Below are 14,338 nucleotides of genomic sequence, written 5' to 3'. Positions count from 1 at the left end.
CCACCCATTAGGCTGGGGGCCCGGCCGCCTGCTGCCGTCATGTCGTTCGTCCCGAGGAGCTCCCGTGCTTGAGGCTTTCTTCTCCGCTCTGCTGGTCCTGGTCTGCGTCGGCGTGCTCGCCTTCGCCGCCGTGACCGTGAAGAAGCTGTACCAGGGCCAGCGCTGACCCTCGCCGAACACCTCCCGTACACCCTCACAGATCGTCTGAGCCGCTCATGATCGAGATTCCGTCCGACCTCCACCCGGACCTCGTGCCGCTGGCCTTCCTCCTCGGCAACTGGGCGGGTGCGGGCGTCTCCGACTTCCCCGGCGCCGAGAAGTGCAACTTCGGCCAGGAAGTCACCTTCAGCCACGACGGCCGCGACTTCCTCGAGTACGTCTCGCACTCCTGGGTGCTGGACGCCGAGGGCAACCAGGTCAAGCCGCTGGAGTCCGAGTCCGGCTACTGGCGCATCGACAAGGACCGCAAGGTCGAGATCGTCATGGTGCGCGACCAGGGCGTCGTCGAGGTCTGGTACGGCGAGCTGGCCAAGCAGAAGCCGCAGATCGACGTCGTCACCGACGCGGTGGCCCGCACCGCCGCCTCCGGCCCGTACAGCGGCGGCAAGCGTCTCTACGGCTACGTGCACAGCGACCTGATGTGGGTCGGCGAGAAGGCCACCCCCGACGTGGAGCTGCGGCCGTACATGTCGGCGCACCTGAAGAAGGTCGTCACCCCGGGCGAGGTCGCCGAGATGGCGAGGGGCCTCGGAGACCTGCCGGACGACGGCATCGCCTTCTTCAAGTAGCCGGACCGGGCCCCGTTCCGCACGGACCCGGGGCCCCGCGCCCGCCCCGCCCTACACTGGGGCTGTGGTGAGCACCGACTGGAAGACCGATCTTCGGCAGCGTGGCTACCGGCTGACGCCTCAGCGCCAGCTCGTCCTGGAAGCCGTCGACAAGCTGGAACACGCGACCCCCGACGACATCCTCTGCGAGGTGCGCAGGACGGCGTCGGGCGTCAACATCTCCACCGTCTACCGGACCCTGGAGCTCCTCGAGGAGCTCGGGCTGGTCAGCCACGCCCACCTCGGGCACGGTGCCCCGACCTACCACCTGGCGGACCGCCACCACCACATCCACCTCGTCTGCCGCGACTGCACGGACGTCATCGAGGCCGATGTCGACGTGGTCGCCGACTTCACGGCGAAGCTGCGGGGCGCCTTCGGCTTCGAGACCGACATGAAGCACTTCGCGATCTTCGGGCGCTGCGCCGACTGCGCGGCGAAGGCGGCTCAGGACGGGCCCCCGGAGAGCGCCGGCGGTCGGTAGTCCGAGCCGTACGAGTCGTACGCTGGTCGCATGAAGAGCCCTCTGCTGTCCCTGCCCGGTGCCGTCCCCGCCGAGGGGCGTGACGAAGGCGTCGCCGCGCACTACGGCGACCTGTTCCGTGAGCAACGCGCACTCGCCGACGGCAGCGGTCTCGTCGACCTCTCGCACCGCGCGGTCGTCACGGTGACCGGCGACGACCGGCTGGCCTGGCTGCACCTGCTGCTCACCCAGCACGTCAGCGACCTCGCGCCGAACCAGGCGACCGAGGCGCTGATCCTCTCCGCCAACGGGCACATCGAGCACGCCCTCTACCTGGTCGACGACGGCACGACGGTGTGGATGCACGCCGAGCCCGGGACCCAGGACGACCTGATCGCGTACCTGGAGTCGATGAAGTTCTTCTACCGGGTCGAGGTCGCCGACCGCACCGAGGACTTCGCCGTGGTGCACCTGCCGGCCGGTTCCATCGCCGAGGTCCCGGACGGGGTCGCCGTACGGGAGACGGCCCACGGTCGCGATCTCTTCCTGCCCCGCGCCGATCTGGAGGCGTACGCGGCCGCGCACGGCCCGGTGGCCGGGATCCTGGCGTACGAGGCGCTGCGCGTGGAGGCCTACCGCCCGCGCCTGGGCTTCGAGACCGACCACCGCACCATCCCGCACGAGCTGGGCTGGATCGGCAGCGCCGTGCACCTCCAGAAGGGCTGCTACCGAGGGCAGGAGACGGTCGCCCGTGTCCACAACCTGGGGAAGCCCCCGCGCCGCCTCGTCTTCCTGCACCTCGACGGCAGCGAGGTGCACCTGCCCGGCCACGGCACGCCGGTCCGGCTCGCCGCCGACGGCCAGGAAGGCCGCCAGCTCGGCTTCGTCACCACCTCGGCCCGTCACCACGAGCTGGGGCCGATCGCCCTGGCGCTGGTGAAGAGGAACGTCGCGGTGGACGCGGAGCTCATCGCGGGTGACACCGCCGCGGCCCAGGAGACGGTCGTCGAGCCGTAGAGGGACCACGCGCGCCGTCCGGCCGCGCCGCTACACCTCGACCAGGACGGTGAACGGGCCGTGATTCGTGAGCGAGACCCGCATGTCCGCCCCGAACCGGCCCGTCTCCACCTGTGCGCCGAGCGCGCGGAGCTGTGCGACCACCTCGTCGACCAGCGGTTCGGCGACCTCGCCGGGCGCGGCGGCGTTCCAGGTGGGCCGGCGGCCCTTCCTGGCGTCCCCGTAGAGAGTGAACTGGGAAATGACCAAAAGCGGTGCATTCACGTCCGAGCAGGACTTCTCGCCCTCCAGGATGCGCAGCGTCCACAGCTTGCGGGCGAGCTGCGCCGCCTTCTCCGCCGTGTCGCCGTGAGTGACCCCCACCAGCACACACAGCCCCTCGCCGACGATCTCGCCGACCGTTCCGGTCCCCGACGGGTCGTCCGCGGCGCCCGCCACGGTGACGCTCGCGCCGTCCACCCTCTGTATCACTGCACGCATACAGACCAACCTATCTTGGGCTGAACGGGTACAGAGCACCTGCATGAACACCGTGCGTAGTGGCACGATGCACGATGTCGGTGTGCCGACGCACCGGTCGAGGGGACGGAACATCATGACGACACGTGGAACCGGGCCATCGCCCGGTGCCGTACCGGGGACGCGTACCGCCGGCCTGCGGTCGCCGGTCCAGCGGACCGGTGCCGAGCCGGGGCAGTCGCCCACCCCGCCGCCCGTACACCTGCCCGGAGCGGTGTCCGTGCCCGGGCAGACCGGGGGCGGTGCGGTCGAAGGGCTGGCCTCCGTGCGGCCGCAGCCCGAATTCGGCGGGCTGCGACTGCCGGAACTGCGCACCCTGCGCCGTGACACCCAGCGCGACGAGGCGGACCTCAGTTACGTACGCCGTCTGGTCCAGGGCCGGATCGACATCCTGCGGGCCGAGCTGGCCCGGCGTGTGGACCCCGAGTCACCCGTCGTGGACAGGCTCTCCGAGATCCTCGCCGACACCCCGTCGGTCCACCGGTCCTCGGCGCGGCACGTCAGCCTCACCACGCCGCGCAGCGACGAGTACCGGCAGCTGGCGGCGGCCACCCTGGCGGAGGTCGAGCTCTCCGATCTCGATGCCCGGACGGACGAGGAGCTCCTCACGGCCATGGGGCGGCTCGTCCGCTACGAGCAGCAGGTGTCGCGGCGCCGCCACAGGCTCCAGCGCACCGTGGACGATTGCAGTGCGGAGATCGCCCGCAGGTACCGTGACGGGGAAGCACAAGTAGAGGACCTGCTCGCCTGAAGCGACCCTTCCGGGGGCGGGTCACGCCCGTCCCCGGAAGGCCACCCGCCCCATGACCTCCTTCACAGCCCCGTCGTCGACCCCGTCCCCCGAGCTGCCGGTGCTGGCCGAGGTCGTACGGTCCGGTTTCACCGAGGGCCGCCACCGGGGGTCGCTGGTCGTCCTGGCCGCGGACGGGAGCGTGGAGTTCGCGCTCGGGGACCCGTCCGCCCCGGTCTTCCCCCGCTCGTCCAACAAGCCGATGCAGGCCGCCGCGATCCTGCGGGCCGGGCTGGACCTCTCGGGGGAGCGGCTGGCGCTGGCCGCCGCGAGCCATTCGGGGGAGGGCTTCCACCTGGACCTGGTGCGCACGATGCTCTCCGAGCACGGCCTGAAGCCCGACGACCTCCGGACCCCGCCGGATCTGCCGTTGGACCCGGTCGAGGCGGAGGCGTACCTCGCGTCCGGGGGTGTCCGCGAGCCGCTCACCATGAACTGCTCCGGCAAGCACGCGGCGATGCTCGCCGTCTGCGTACGCAACGGGTGGGACACCGCCACCTATCTCGACCCGGCCCACCCCCTGCAGCTGCTGGTCGGCGAGGTCGTAGCGGAAGCGGCGGGCGAGCCCGTCGCGGCGGTCGGCACGGACGGCTGCGGGGCCCCGCTGATGGCGATCGGGCTGGTGGGCCTGGCCCGGGCGTTCCGCTCCTTCGTGCTGGCGGAGCCGGGATCGGCGGAACGCCGGGTCGCGGACGCGATGCGGGCACACCCGGAGTACGTCGCGGGCACGCGGAGGCCGGACACCTGGCTGATGCGGGAGGTGCCGGGCACGCTCTCCAAGATGGGTGCGGAGGCGGTGCAGGCTGTGGCCCTCCCCGACGGCAGGGCACTGGCGTTCAAGATCGACGACGGTTCCACCCGCGCCCTGGGCCCGGTACTGGCGAGGGCGCTCGGGCTGCTCGGCGTGGACGCCCCCGTGGTGTCCCGGATCGGGCGGGCGCCGCTGCTGGGAGGTGCCACCGAGGTGGGCGGCATCCGGGCGGCGTTCTGAGCGGGCCCGTGCTCGGGGCGGCGGGAAATACGCGCGACATCACGTGCGGTCCGTGCCTAGCGTGGGCCGTATGAGCCTTGATCCGCGTACCGTGACCGCCGGTGAGTACCCCGACTGGCTCCGTGCCGTGGGGACCGGGTTCCTCCGGGCGGCCGGGGCTCCCGGTGAGGAGGAGGTCGCGGTGCGCCTGGCGCATACCGATCTCGCGCGTGTCCAGGGCGTGTTCGACGCCGGGCGATGTGTGGCGACCTTCCGCTCGTTCGCGCAGGAGCTCACCGTCGTCGGCGGGGCGAGGGTGCCGGCCGACGCCGTCACCGCCGTGACGGTGACCCCCACGCACCGCCGGCGCGGGCTGCTGAGCCGGATGATGGCCACGGACCTGGCCGCGGCGAAGGAGCGCGGCGACGTGGTCGCCTCGCTGATCGCCGCCGAGTACCCGATCTACGGACGGTACGGATTCGGGCCGGCCGCCTGGTCCACCGAGTGGGAGATCGACGTGCCCCGCGCGGGCCTGGACCCGCGCGCGAGGATCCCCTCCGAGGCGGACGGCGGCCGGATCGAGCTGGTCGACGGAGCCGACGTACGGAAGCTGGGGCCCGAGCTCCACGGCCGCCTCGCGGCCCGGCAGCACGGTGTGGTCTCCCGGGACGAGCGCTGGTGGCAGCGCAGCACCGGGGTGGACGTCCCGGCGTTCGAGACGTGGACGGAGCCGTTCCACGCGGTGTACCGGTCGGCGGACGGGGAGACGGAAGGGCTGATCACCTACCGCGCCGACGACCGCTGGGGCGACGGGAAGCAGCCGCTCAACAAGGCGACGGTGGCCGGCATGATCGCCGTGACCCCGGCGGCGGAACGCGCGTTGTGGCGGTTCGTCTGTTCCATCGACTGGATCACCACGGTCCGTACGGGCTACCGGGCCCCGGACGACCTGGTGCCGCTCCTCCTCCCGGACCCGCGCGCGGCGCGTGTCGTGACGCAGGCGGACTGGCTGTGGCTGCGGGTCCTGGACGTGCCCCGGGCCCTGGAAGCGCGTACGTACGCGGCCGGGGCCGCCCTGGTACTGGAGGTCAGGGACACCGCCGGCCTCGCGGGCGGCCGCTTCCTGCTGGAGGTGTCGCCGTCGGGCGCCTCCTGCGTCCCGACGACGCGGGACGCCGATCTGGCCCTGGACGTGGGGGAGTTGGGGGCGCTGTACCTGGGCGACGAGTCGGCGCTGCGGCTCGCCGCGCTGGGCCGGATCGAGGAGCGCCGTGCGGGAGCGGTGGCCAAGGCCGACGCGGTGTTCCGGGCGCCGCGGCGGGCGTGGTGCCCGGACGTCTTCTGAGGCTTCACCCTCGCCGGGACGAACCGGGAATCGTATCTTCACGGCGTGACGACTCATGGTTCCGGTCAAGCTCGACGTCTTCTCGATGACGACGGAGTCGCTCGCGGGGCTGTGGGCGGGTCCCTTCCGCCACCGGTTCGCGCCGTCACCGTGTCCGGACCCTGAAGAGCACCCCCGACAGGGCGACGGCCACCAGCAGGATTGCCGCCGCCCAAGTGAGCGCGATCCAGGGTGTGTTGCCCACCGGCTGGTCCAGGAGGAGTCCCCGGAGGGTTTCGATGGCCGGGGTGACCGGCTGGTGGTCGGCGAAGCCGTGGAGCCAGGCCGGCATGCTGTCGACCGGGACGAACGCGCTGCTCGGGTAGGGCAGGAACGACATGAAGAAGGTGAACCCGCCCGCCGCTTCGGGCGTGCGGGCGAGCAGGCCGATCGCCGCGGAGATCCAGGACAGGGCCACGATGTAGGCGAGCAGCACGGTGGCGACGGCGAGCCAGCCGGCGGGGGTGGCCGCGGGGCGGAAGCCGATGAGGACGGCGACCGCGAACACGATGGTGGTGGAGACCAGATTGCGGACGGTGCTCGCCACGACGTGGCCGGCGAGGATCGGCATCCCTCCGATGTCCAGGGAGCGGAAGCGGTCGATGATGCCGCCCTTCATGTCCTCGCTCACGGCGACCGCGGTGGTGGCCGAGCCGAAGCCCGCGCACAGGAACAGGACGCCGGGGACGACGTACATGACGTACGAGTCGTAGGCGGTGCCCGTGTCGATCGCGCCGCCGAAGAAGTAGACGAAGATCAGCATCAGCAGGACCGGCAGCATCATCGAGGTGATGACGGCGTCGATGTTGCGGCGGCTGATGAGGAGGCTGCGGCCCGTCATGACCGTGGCGTGGGTCAGGGCTCCGGGTGCGTCAGACATGGGCCGGTGCCTCCGTCGTCGCGGTGGTGAGTGCGAGGAACACGTCGTCGAGGGTCGCGCTGTGCACCGAGAAGCGGTCGACGTCGGTGCGGTGCGGGTCGATGTCGTCGAGCAGGGCGCGGGCGTGGGCGGCGGTTCCGTCCGTGGGGATGCCCAGGGTGAGGGTCTCGGGGGAGTGGTGGACCGCGCGGGTGGCGTGCCGGAGATAGGCCTCGCGGGTGCTGAGGACCAGGTCGAGCCGGTGCCCGGAGACGCGTGACTTCAGGGTCTCCGGGGTGCCTTCGGCGACGATGCCGCCCTTGTCGAGGACGGTGATGCGGTCGGCGAGCTGGTCGGCCTCCTCCAGGTACTGGGTGGTGAGCAGGACGGCGGCGCCCCGGCCGGCGAGGTCGCGGACCACCTGCCAGAGTTCGCGGCGGCTGCGGGGGTCGAGTCCGGTGGTGGGCTCGTCGAGGAAGAAGACACCGGGCTCGGGGGAACCGACCAGTCCCGCCGCCAGGTCGAGGCGCCGCCGCATCCCCCCGGAGTACGTGCGGGCCTGGCGGCGGGCCGCGTCGCCGAGACCGAAGCGGAGGAGGAGCTCCTCGGCGCGCTCTCGGGACCGGGCCCGGGACAGGCCGGACAGCCGCGCCATCATCCGCAGGTTCTCCTCGCCGGTCAGTGTCTCGTCGACGGCGGCGAACTGTCCGGTCAGGCTGATGGCGCGGCGCACCCGGCGCCGGCCGGTGACGACGTCGTGGCCCGCGACCCGTGCCGTGCCTGAGTCGGCGGTGGTGAGGGTGGCGAGTATCCGCACGGTCGTGGTCTTGCCCGCGCCGTTGGGGCCGAGCAGTGCGTGGATCCCGGCGCGGGCGACCCGGAGGCCGACGCCGTCCAGGACCCTGACCCGGGCGGCCGGTTTCCCGTAGGACTTGGTCAGGCCCTCCGCCTCGATCATGACGTCGTTCATGGCCGTACTCATGACGATCCCCCTTCTGCGTATGAGTTACGCGTTACTGTGTAAGCATTACGCAAACCTAGGATGGTGGCAAGCCAGTACTGGGGAAGGCGGCTTCGGGTGACGGAGAAGAGCAGTGCGTCGGGCGGCACCGGTCTGCCGCCCAGCATCGAGGCGGCGTGGGGGCTGCGCGACCGTCCGGTCAAGGGCCCGAAGCCCGGTCTGACGCTGGACCGCATCGTCGCCGCCGCTGTCACGGTCGCCGCGTCGGAAGGGCTCGCGGCCGTGTCCATGGGCCGGGTGGCCAAGGAGCTGGGTGCCTCCACGATGGCGCTCTACCGCTACGTGTCCGCGAAGGAGGAGCTGTACCTCCTCATGCAGGAGGCGGCCATGGGCGCCCCCGACCCCCTGCCGGCGCTGGAGGACGGAGCGGGCTGGCGGGAGGCCCTCGGTCAGTGGGCGTGGGCCCAGCGCTGTATGTTCCACCGCCACCTGTGGGCCCTGCGCATCCCGATCGCGGGCCCGCCTGCCAGCCCTCATTCGATCGCCTGGTGGGAACAGGGACTGCAGGCACTGGAGGACAGTGGCCTGAACGAGGGCGACAAGATCTCCGTCGTACTCCTCGTCGGGGGCTTCGTGCGCAACGAGGCCCTGCTGATGAGCGATCTCGCCGTCGCCGTAGAGGCGAAGGGCCTCTCGCCCCAGCAGGTGATGGCGCAGTGGGAGCGGACGGTGCAACGGCTCACCGATCCGGTCCGCCATCCGGCACTGTCCCGGCTGCTCGCCTCGGACGTCATGAGTCAACCGGACGAACCGGACTACGAGTTCGTGTTCGGTCTCGAACGGGTCCTCGACGGTGTCGAAGCGCTGATCAAGAAGGGCGCGTCGTCATGAGCACCGGGCGGACCGAGAGGATCAGCCTGCGGGAACGCAAGAAGCAGCTGACCTACCAGGCGGTCTCCGACGCCGCGATCGCGATGTTCCTGGAACGCGGCTTCGACAAGGTCTCCGTGGCCGAGGTGGCGGCGGCGGCCGGCATCTCGAAGCCGACGCTGTTCCGGTACTTCCCGGCCAAGGAGGACCTGGTCCTGCACCGGTTCGCCGACCACGAGGACGAGGCGGCCCGTGTCGTCTCCGGCCGGCCGGACGGCATGTCACCGCTGGACGCGTTGCGCCACCACTTCCTCATCGGCCTGGACGACCGCGACCCGGTGACCGGTCTCTGCGACGTCCCGCAGGTGCTGGCCTTCCACCGGCTGCTGTACGGGACCCCGTCGCTCGTCGCCCGGCTGCACGGCTACCAGAGCCGCTCGGAGGCGGCGCTCGCCCGCGCCCTGGACCCCGTGGCCCCGGTGGCGGCGCGACTCGCCGCCGGTCAGATCGTCGCCGTCCTGCGGATCCTGGCCGAGGAGAACTGGCGGCGGATCGACGCGGGCGAAAGCGCCGGCCAGGTGTACGCAGACGCGGTCGAGGCGGCCCGCCTCGCCTTCGCGCAGCTGGGGCGCGGGTTGTTCACACGTCCTGCGGGCTGATGCCGAACGGTGCGTGCAGATCGGCCGGTTCCCCGAAACGCTTGCCGGTCATGCCGAGCGCGACGGCGGCGGCGACGTTCTCCGCGCTGTCGTCGACGAACAGGCACCGGCCCATCGGGACCCCGGCCCGCGCGGCGGCGATCCGGTGGATCGCGGGAGCTGGCTTCGCGACCCCTTCGACGGCGCTGCTGACCACGTGGTGCGCCAGGTCCGTGAGCCCCGGCTCGGCGAGGTCCTCGAACAGCCAGGGGGTGGCGTCGGTGACCAGGACCAGCGGGACGTGGTCCCGTATCCGTCGCAACAGGGCGACCACCGCCCCGTCCGCCCGGGAAGGTGCGTCCGCCATGGCCTGGGCCAGTTCGTACGCCTTCACCGTGCCGACCCGGCCGACGAGTTCGCCGGCGACGGCCTCGACCCGTTCGTCCCGGGCGATCCGGCCCAGGAGGAGCGGCAGATCGATCCCGGGGCGCAGGCGATGTCCTCCGTGGTGCCCTCGGGCAGGCCGGCAGCCCGTTCCGGTGCGGCCAGGCGCGTCATGTCGTAGAAGCGGACCACGTTGTCGAGGTCGCACAGCACGGCGTCATGAGGCAGATCAAGCGGCACCGGCCGGGCCCGTCATGTCCAGTGCGGCTCCGTAGAGACGTGACACGCGGATCCGGATCACCACACGCTGTTCCGCGACCGCCTCCTCCAGGAAGGCGCGTTCCTTCGCCGGGTCGTCGAACCCTGGTGTCAGAGAGAGGAGTTCGCGACCGGTCCGGTCACCGGCGCCGGTGGTCGGCTCCGACACCTCCGCGAGCCCTTCCGCCACGGCGAACGACCAGATGTCATCGCCCCGGACATGCAGGGAGGCATGCGGATCGCGCCGAAGGAGGCGGGCCTTGAGGCGGTCCACGGTGGTGGAGATCAGCAGGACGCGCTCGTCCTCGTCCGCGGGTGCCCCGTGGAACGGACGGCGGCGAGCACGCCGAACCGCTGGTCCCGCAGCATCCCGGAGAGCGCCGAATCGTCCAGGGGCCGGGGAGCGGGTTTGTCGCCGGTGTCTTCCGAGGCCTTCACGGTGTGCCTTTCGGGTTGTGGGCCACGGGGGACGTCGTCACGGCAGTTCGGGCCGGACCAGGGCGCTCGCGAACGGCTCCCCCGTGCGCTCGGCGTGCACCATCCGCTCCTTCACCTCGCTCAGCGTGCGAGGACGGTAGCCCGACCCCGTGCTGCAGCCCATGTGGAATCGGACGCCCGCGTTCAGCAGGACCGAGAGCGTGCGCCACGCCGCGGTGTCCCGTCGGCGTGGCGCCGCGAAGGCGGCCCCGGCGTGGACCAGCGTCCCGGCGCACCGGGGGCAACGGCGGGGCTTCTCCCCGCCGCCCGGCTGCTTGTAGGAGGCCCGGCACGGCAGGCAGACGAAGGAGCTCTTGGCGGGAGGCATGCGGCGAGAGTAGGTCGCGCACACCGGCGACTCGACAGGATTACGAGGGTCCCGCCCAGCGCCCATGAGAAGGGGCCGGCACGTCACTCATGCACCCGGCACCACCGGGCGGGCCCGGTCCGCGTCGCGGGCAGCGTGCTCCAGACGGCTCCGGTGCGCCTCCCAGAAGGACGCGTCGCCGGGCGGTACGGCCACGTTGTCCTCGCGCATGCCCACGGCGCCGTCGATCAGCTCCCGGACGATGTCCGCGTGCCCGGCGTGCCGCTGCGTGTCGGCGATCACGCGCACCATGGCGTGATGCAGCGTCACCTCGGCCCGATGGGGCGGCCACCACGGAACCGTGCCGACCGCGTCGAGGGGCAGGACCTCGATCGTCGCGTCCGCGTGTGTCCAGGAACGCCGGTAGAGCTCCACGATCTGCTCGCGTGACTCGTCGGCGGTCGCCCACATGTCCGCGTTGGACTCCGCCCCTTCGTCCACCCACGGCAGCGGCTCGCCGGACGGCCGGCCGAACGTGTCGCCGAGGTAGCCGAATTCGACGCCTGCCACGTGCTTGACCAGACCCAGCAGGTTCGTGCCGGTCGGCGTCAGTGGACGCCTGGAGTCGTACTCCGAGAGGCCTTCGAGCTTCCACAGCAGGGCGTCACGGGCCGACTGGAGATAGAAGTGGAGGTCGGCCTTCGCGTCAGGGGGAGTCATGGAGTCAGTCTGCCCCCGCGGGTGTCCACGGGCACTGCCTTTTCGCCGCCCGGCCAGGCCATCGCGACGACGACCTTGCCGGCCTTCGCACGGCCCTTCTCGACGTACTCCATGGCGTGAAGGGTCTCGTCGAACGGGAAGACGCGGTCGACGACGGGGCGGATCTTCCCGGCGTCGATGAGTGCCGTGAGCTCCCGCAGTTGGGCGCCACTGGCCTTCATGAACAGGAAGGAGTACGTCACCCCGCGGCGCTTGGCGCTGCGCCGGGTCCTGAAGCTCAGCGCGGTCATGGCCAGGCGGAGCAACGGGTTCGCGCCGATTTCGCGGGCGAACGCCGGGTCGGGCGGGCCCGCGACGCTGATGACCTGACCGCCGGGCTTGAGCACACGCAAGGACCTGGCCAGGTTGTCGCCGCCCAGGGAGTCCAGGACGACGTCGTAGCCGTCGAGCAGGTCGGTGAAGTCCTGGGTGCGGTGGTCGACGGCGACGTCCGCGCCGAGTTCCTTGACCAGGTCGACGTTGCCGGTGCTCGCGGTGGTGGCCACGTGCGCGCCGAGCGCCTTGGCCAGCTGGACGGCGATGGAGCCGAGGCCGCCGGCTCCTGCGTGGATGAGTACCCTCTGGCCCGGTCGCACCCGGGCCCTCTCGACCAGTGCCTGCCATGCGGTCAGGGCGACAAGGGGGAGGGAGGCGGCCTCGGTCATGGTGAGGGCGGCGGGTTTGGGTGCCAGGTCGTCCTGATGGACGGCGATGAGCTCGGCGAACGTACCGATGCGGTCCTTGCCGGGCCGGGCGTAGACCTCGTCGCCCACCGCGAACCGGGTGACGGAGGTGCCGACTCGGAGGACCTCTCCGGCGAGGTCGTTGCCCAGGACGAGCGGGAGACGGTAGGGCATGAGCGTCCTGAAGTCCCCGTTGCGGATCCTGAGGTCCAGTGGGTTGACGCCGGCCGCGTGGATCTTGACGAGGACGTCGTCGGCGCCGACCTGGGGGTCGGGTACCTCTGCGGCACGCATCCCGGCTCGGTCGCCGTACTTCTCGACCGTGAAGGCCTTCATCGTCGTCTCCGTTCCGATTCCCGTCCGTGACAGGGCGGGGTCTCCGTTCGTCCCGGTCTTCCGCCGGTACGAGATCGTCGGTGCCGCTGTTCCGGCCGAGGCGTGGGCGCCACGCGTCCTCATCCGTGTCCACCGGTCATGTCACCGGCGTGGCCGGGGCGTTGACGCCGTGGCGGGCGCCTCCCCGGAGGCGGTCCGGAGAAGTCGGGCAGGGCGAGGTCGGGCGGGCCGGTGATCGGGGTGGGCGTGGCCAACGAGCGAGTGGCGGGCTCACGCGACCAGACCACCGCCACCTGGGCAGGCGGTACAGCCGTCTCCTGGGCGATGGGCAGGAGAGGCGTGCCGCAGCGGAGGCGGGCGAGCCTCAAGCCGCGTTCGTCTGCGGCGTCGCGGCCAGGCTCTGCTTGACCTGCCGGGTGATCTCGTCGGCGACGATCTCAGGCCGGCCCGCCTCGATGCCGCGCAGGGCCTGGGCCGCGACGGCGGCGGCGGCGGTCTTCTGGTCGGCGGGGACGCCTGCGGCCATGTCGGTGTCCATGTAGCCGACGTGCAGCGCCGAGACGGCGATGCCGCGGGACGCCAGTTCCTCGCGGGTCGCGCCGGTCAGAGCCCAGGCGGCGGCCTTGGACGCGGCGTAGGAACCGAGCGCGGCCGGGTGCATCCAGGACAGGACGGACAACACGTTGAGCACGGTGCCGCCGCCGTTGCCCTCGATGACGGGGGCGAAGGCCCGGGTCACGGCGAGCGGGCCGAAGAAGTTGGTCTCCATCTCCCCGCGCACGTCGCCCAGGTCGCCTCCGATCAGCGGTGCACCGGTGGAGACGCCCGCGTTGTTGATGAGCAGCGTCGCGTCCGACGCGATGCGGGCCGCCTCGCGTATCGACTCCTGGTCCGTGACGTCCAGTCGCAGGGGGGTGACGCCCGGCAGGTCGACCGTCTCGGGGCGGCGGGCCGCCGCGTACACCTTGGCGCCGTGCTCGACGAGCTGGGCGGCTAGGTGCCGCCCCAGACCCCGGTTGGCGCCGGTGACCACTGCGACCGCGTTCTTCAGTTCCATGCCTGCTCCTGGTCCTGGTGGGGGGCCGTCGGGCCACCCGGTAATTAGATTACGTATCCAATCTAAGCATCGAGTTACGATAGATGCCAGTCGACATCCAAAATGGGAGGCGGTCATGGGCCGCGTATCGCAGGCACAGGCGGAGGAGAACCGCAGGCGGGTGGTGGACACCGCCTCCCGGTTGTTCCGGGAGCAGGGCACCCACGTGAGCGTTGCCGACCTCATGAAGGCGGCCGGTCTCACCCACGGCGCCTTCTACAAGCAGTTCGCCTCAAAGGAGGCGCTCGTCGATGAGGCCACCACCCACGCGTTCGACGAGCAGACCCGGCGCCACGCGGTCGGCCTCGAGCGGTACGAAGGGCAGCGGGACACCGCTCAGCGAGCCCTGATCGACGCCTATCTCTCCGTCGAACACCGTGACGACGCGGCGGACGGCTGCCCGGTTGCAGCCCTCGCCGTCGATGTCGCGCGCGGCGGTGAGGGCCGAGAGGCCCGCCGCGCCTACACGGAGGGCGTGGCCGACTTCGCCGCATTCCTCGCCCCGGCGGACGCGTCCGGTGGGAGTGAGGAGGGCATCGCCCGACTGTGCACCTTGTTCGGTGCGTTGGTGCTCTCCCGGGCCACCCAGGGTTCCCCGCTCTCCGAGGAGATTCTCGCCGCCGCGCACGCGACCCTGACGAAAACCGGCTGACCGGGGCTCCCGCGCCGGGCGTCATGCGGCGTATGCGCGCCGGCCGCACTCATGGGTGACGCGCGCCGGACCGGTCCGCTGTGACTCC

The 14,338-nt window shown here is 71.6% G+C and carries 16 protein-coding genes and 2 pseudogenes; 9 read left to right on the top strand and 9 right to left on the bottom strand.

Going from position 1 to position 14,338, the window contains the following annotated elements:
• The first annotated feature begins 215 nt into the window (after positions 1–215).
• The 3 genes from LWJ43_RS14820 to ygfZ all read left to right on the top strand — a co-directional run bounded on the left by LWJ43_RS14820 (position 216) and on the right by ygfZ (position 2,307).
• The gene (locus LWJ43_RS14820) at positions 216–788 is read left to right on the top strand and encodes a heme-binding beta-barrel domain-containing protein (protein ID WP_147958406.1); all 573 of its coding nucleotides are present in this window, start codon (positions 216–218) and stop codon (positions 786–788) included.
• A gap of 64 nt (positions 789–852) precedes the next feature.
• Positions 853–1,311 carry a Fur family transcriptional regulator gene (locus LWJ43_RS14815; RefSeq protein WP_277332729.1) on the top strand — a complete coding sequence of 153 codons (459 nt, stop codon included), beginning with the start codon at positions 853–855 and terminating at the stop codon, positions 1,309–1,311.
• 30 nt (positions 1,312–1,341) lie between these two features.
• Positions 1,342–2,307 carry a CAF17-like 4Fe-4S cluster assembly/insertion protein YgfZ gene (gene ygfZ / locus LWJ43_RS14810; RefSeq protein ID WP_277332728.1) on the top strand — a complete coding sequence of 322 codons (966 nt, stop codon included), beginning with the start codon at positions 1,342–1,344 and terminating at the stop codon, positions 2,305–2,307.
• A gap of 30 nt (positions 2,308–2,337) precedes the next feature.
• Here ygfZ and dtd read toward each other — a convergent pair whose 3' ends face one another.
• Positions 2,338–2,787: a D-aminoacyl-tRNA deacylase gene (gene dtd / locus LWJ43_RS14805; protein ID WP_147958403.1), complete on the bottom strand. Its 450-nt coding sequence runs from the start codon at positions 2,785–2,787 to the stop codon at positions 2,338–2,340.
• A gap of 115 nt (positions 2,788–2,902) precedes the next feature.
• Between dtd and LWJ43_RS14800 the strand changes: the two genes are divergently transcribed.
• From LWJ43_RS14800 to LWJ43_RS14790, 3 genes are all read left to right on the top strand, one after another.
• A complete protein-coding gene (locus tag LWJ43_RS14800; RefSeq protein ID WP_277332727.1) occupies positions 2,903–3,577 on the top strand; it encodes an RsiG family protein in 675 nt (224 codons plus the stop codon).
• A gap of 52 nt (positions 3,578–3,629) precedes the next feature.
• On the top strand, positions 3,630–4,607 hold the full coding sequence (locus LWJ43_RS14795) for an asparaginase (RefSeq protein WP_277332726.1): 978 nt from the start codon (positions 3,630–3,632) through the stop codon (positions 4,605–4,607).
• A 70-nt stretch (positions 4,608–4,677) separates the two neighbouring features.
• Positions 4,678–5,931 (top strand): GNAT family N-acetyltransferase, encoded by a 1,254-nt coding sequence (locus tag LWJ43_RS14790; RefSeq protein WP_277332725.1) that lies wholly within the window; start codon positions 4,678–4,680, stop codon positions 5,929–5,931.
• A 145-nt stretch (positions 5,932–6,076) separates the two neighbouring features.
• Here the strand turns inward: LWJ43_RS14790 and LWJ43_RS14785 are convergent, their stop codons facing one another.
• Both LWJ43_RS14785 and LWJ43_RS14780 read right to left on the bottom strand, forming a co-directional pair.
• A complete protein-coding gene (locus LWJ43_RS14785; protein WP_277332724.1) occupies positions 6,077–6,850 on the bottom strand; it encodes an ABC transporter permease in 774 nt (257 codons plus the stop codon).
• A complete protein-coding gene (locus LWJ43_RS14780; protein ID WP_277332723.1) occupies positions 6,843–7,811 on the bottom strand; it encodes an ATP-binding cassette domain-containing protein in 969 nt (322 codons plus the stop codon). The genes LWJ43_RS14785 and LWJ43_RS14780 overlap by 8 nt, the downstream gene beginning before the upstream one ends.
• A gap of 96 nt (positions 7,812–7,907) precedes the next feature.
• On the opposite strand from LWJ43_RS14780, the gene LWJ43_RS14775 reads away from it, so the two are divergent.
• Positions 7,908–8,681, top strand: a complete 774-nt coding sequence (locus LWJ43_RS14775) for a TetR/AcrR family transcriptional regulator (protein ID WP_277332722.1) — start codon at positions 7,908–7,910, stop codon at positions 8,679–8,681.
• Positions 8,678–9,319 (top strand): TetR family transcriptional regulator, encoded by a 642-nt coding sequence (locus LWJ43_RS14770; RefSeq protein ID WP_277332721.1) that lies wholly within the window; start codon positions 8,678–8,680, stop codon positions 9,317–9,319. Before LWJ43_RS14775 ends, LWJ43_RS14770 begins: the two co-directional genes overlap by 4 nt.
• Here the strand turns inward: LWJ43_RS14770 and LWJ43_RS14765 are convergent.
• The 6 genes and pseudogenes from LWJ43_RS14765 to LWJ43_RS14740 form a co-directional block, all read right to left on the bottom strand.
• Positions 9,300–9,856 (bottom strand): annotated as a pseudogene (locus LWJ43_RS14765) (HAD-IA family hydrolase). The gene LWJ43_RS14770 and the pseudogene LWJ43_RS14765 overlap by 20 nt on opposite strands.
• 55 nt (positions 9,857–9,911) lie before the next feature.
• Positions 9,912–10,378, bottom strand: a pseudogene (locus LWJ43_RS14760) (pyridoxamine 5'-phosphate oxidase family protein).
• A gap of 37 nt (positions 10,379–10,415) precedes the next feature.
• On the bottom strand, positions 10,416–10,745 hold the full coding sequence (locus LWJ43_RS14755; RefSeq protein ID WP_277332720.1) for a deoxyxylulose-5-phosphate synthase: 330 nt from the start codon (positions 10,743–10,745) through the stop codon (positions 10,416–10,418).
• An 87-nt stretch (positions 10,746–10,832) separates the two neighbouring features.
• On the bottom strand, positions 10,833–11,444 hold the full coding sequence (locus LWJ43_RS14750) for a DinB family protein (protein ID WP_277332719.1): 612 nt from the start codon (positions 11,442–11,444) through the stop codon (positions 10,833–10,835).
• Positions 11,441–12,502, bottom strand: coding sequence for an NADP-dependent oxidoreductase (locus tag LWJ43_RS14745; RefSeq protein ID WP_277332718.1), 1,062 nt, complete (start codon positions 12,500–12,502; stop codon positions 11,441–11,443). Before LWJ43_RS14745 ends, LWJ43_RS14750 begins: the two co-directional genes overlap by 4 nt.
• A gap of 364 nt (positions 12,503–12,866) precedes the next feature.
• Positions 12,867–13,559, bottom strand: a complete 693-nt coding sequence (locus tag LWJ43_RS14740; protein ID WP_277332717.1) for an SDR family oxidoreductase — start codon at positions 13,557–13,559, stop codon at positions 12,867–12,869.
• Positions 13,560–13,674: 115 nt separating this feature from the next.
• On the opposite strand from LWJ43_RS14740, the gene LWJ43_RS14735 reads away from it, so the two are divergent.
• Entirely contained in the window at positions 13,675–14,250 is a 576-nt protein-coding gene (locus LWJ43_RS14735) for a TetR family transcriptional regulator (protein ID WP_277332716.1), read from the top strand.
• The last annotated feature ends 88 nt before the right edge of the window (positions 14,251–14,338 follow it).

This window comes from Streptomyces sp. JH34, from assembly GCF_029428875.1.
In the GTDB taxonomy this organism is placed as follows: domain Bacteria; phylum Actinomycetota; class Actinomycetes; order Streptomycetales; family Streptomycetaceae; genus Streptomyces.
The sequence above is the reverse complement of the archived record's forward strand: the minus strand, read 5'-3'. Positions and strand labels throughout refer to the sequence as shown.

Coding starts and splice junctions, on each gene's coding strand:
- LWJ43_RS14820 (WP_147958406.1), top strand. CDS start 216: ATGATCGAGATTCCGTCCGACCTCCACCCGGACCTCGTGCCGCTGGCC.
- ygfZ (WP_277332728.1), top strand. CDS start 1,342: ATGAAGAGCCCTCTGCTGTCCCTGCCCGGTGCCGTCCCCGCCGAGGGG.
- dtd (WP_147958403.1), bottom strand. CDS start 2,787: ATGCGTGCAGTGATACAGAGGGTGGACGGCGCGAGCGTCACCGTGGCG.
- LWJ43_RS14800 (WP_277332727.1), top strand. CDS start 2,903: ATGACGACACGTGGAACCGGGCCATCGCCCGGTGCCGTACCGGGGACG.
- LWJ43_RS14795 (WP_277332726.1), top strand. CDS start 3,630: ATGACCTCCTTCACAGCCCCGTCGTCGACCCCGTCCCCCGAGCTGCCG.
- LWJ43_RS14790 (WP_277332725.1), top strand. CDS start 4,678: ATGAGCCTTGATCCGCGTACCGTGACCGCCGGTGAGTACCCCGACTGG.
- LWJ43_RS14785 (WP_277332724.1), bottom strand. CDS start 6,850: ATGTCTGACGCACCCGGAGCCCTGACCCACGCCACGGTCATGACGGGC.
- LWJ43_RS14780 (WP_277332723.1), bottom strand. CDS start 7,811: ATGAGTACGGCCATGAACGACGTCATGATCGAGGCGGAGGGCCTGACC.
- LWJ43_RS14770 (WP_277332721.1), top strand. CDS start 8,678: ATGAGCACCGGGCGGACCGAGAGGATCAGCCTGCGGGAACGCAAGAAG.
- LWJ43_RS14755 (WP_277332720.1), bottom strand. CDS start 10,745: ATGCCTCCCGCCAAGAGCTCCTTCGTCTGCCTGCCGTGCCGGGCCTCC.
- LWJ43_RS14750 (WP_277332719.1), bottom strand. CDS start 11,444: ATGACTCCCCCTGACGCGAAGGCCGACCTCCACTTCTATCTCCAGTCG.
- LWJ43_RS14745 (WP_277332718.1), bottom strand. CDS start 12,502: ATGAAGGCCTTCACGGTCGAGAAGTACGGCGACCGAGCCGGGATGCGT.
- LWJ43_RS14740 (WP_277332717.1), bottom strand. CDS start 13,559: ATGGAACTGAAGAACGCGGTCGCAGTGGTCACCGGCGCCAACCGGGGT.
- LWJ43_RS14735 (WP_277332716.1), top strand. CDS start 13,675: ATGGGCCGCGTATCGCAGGCACAGGCGGAGGAGAACCGCAGGCGGGTG.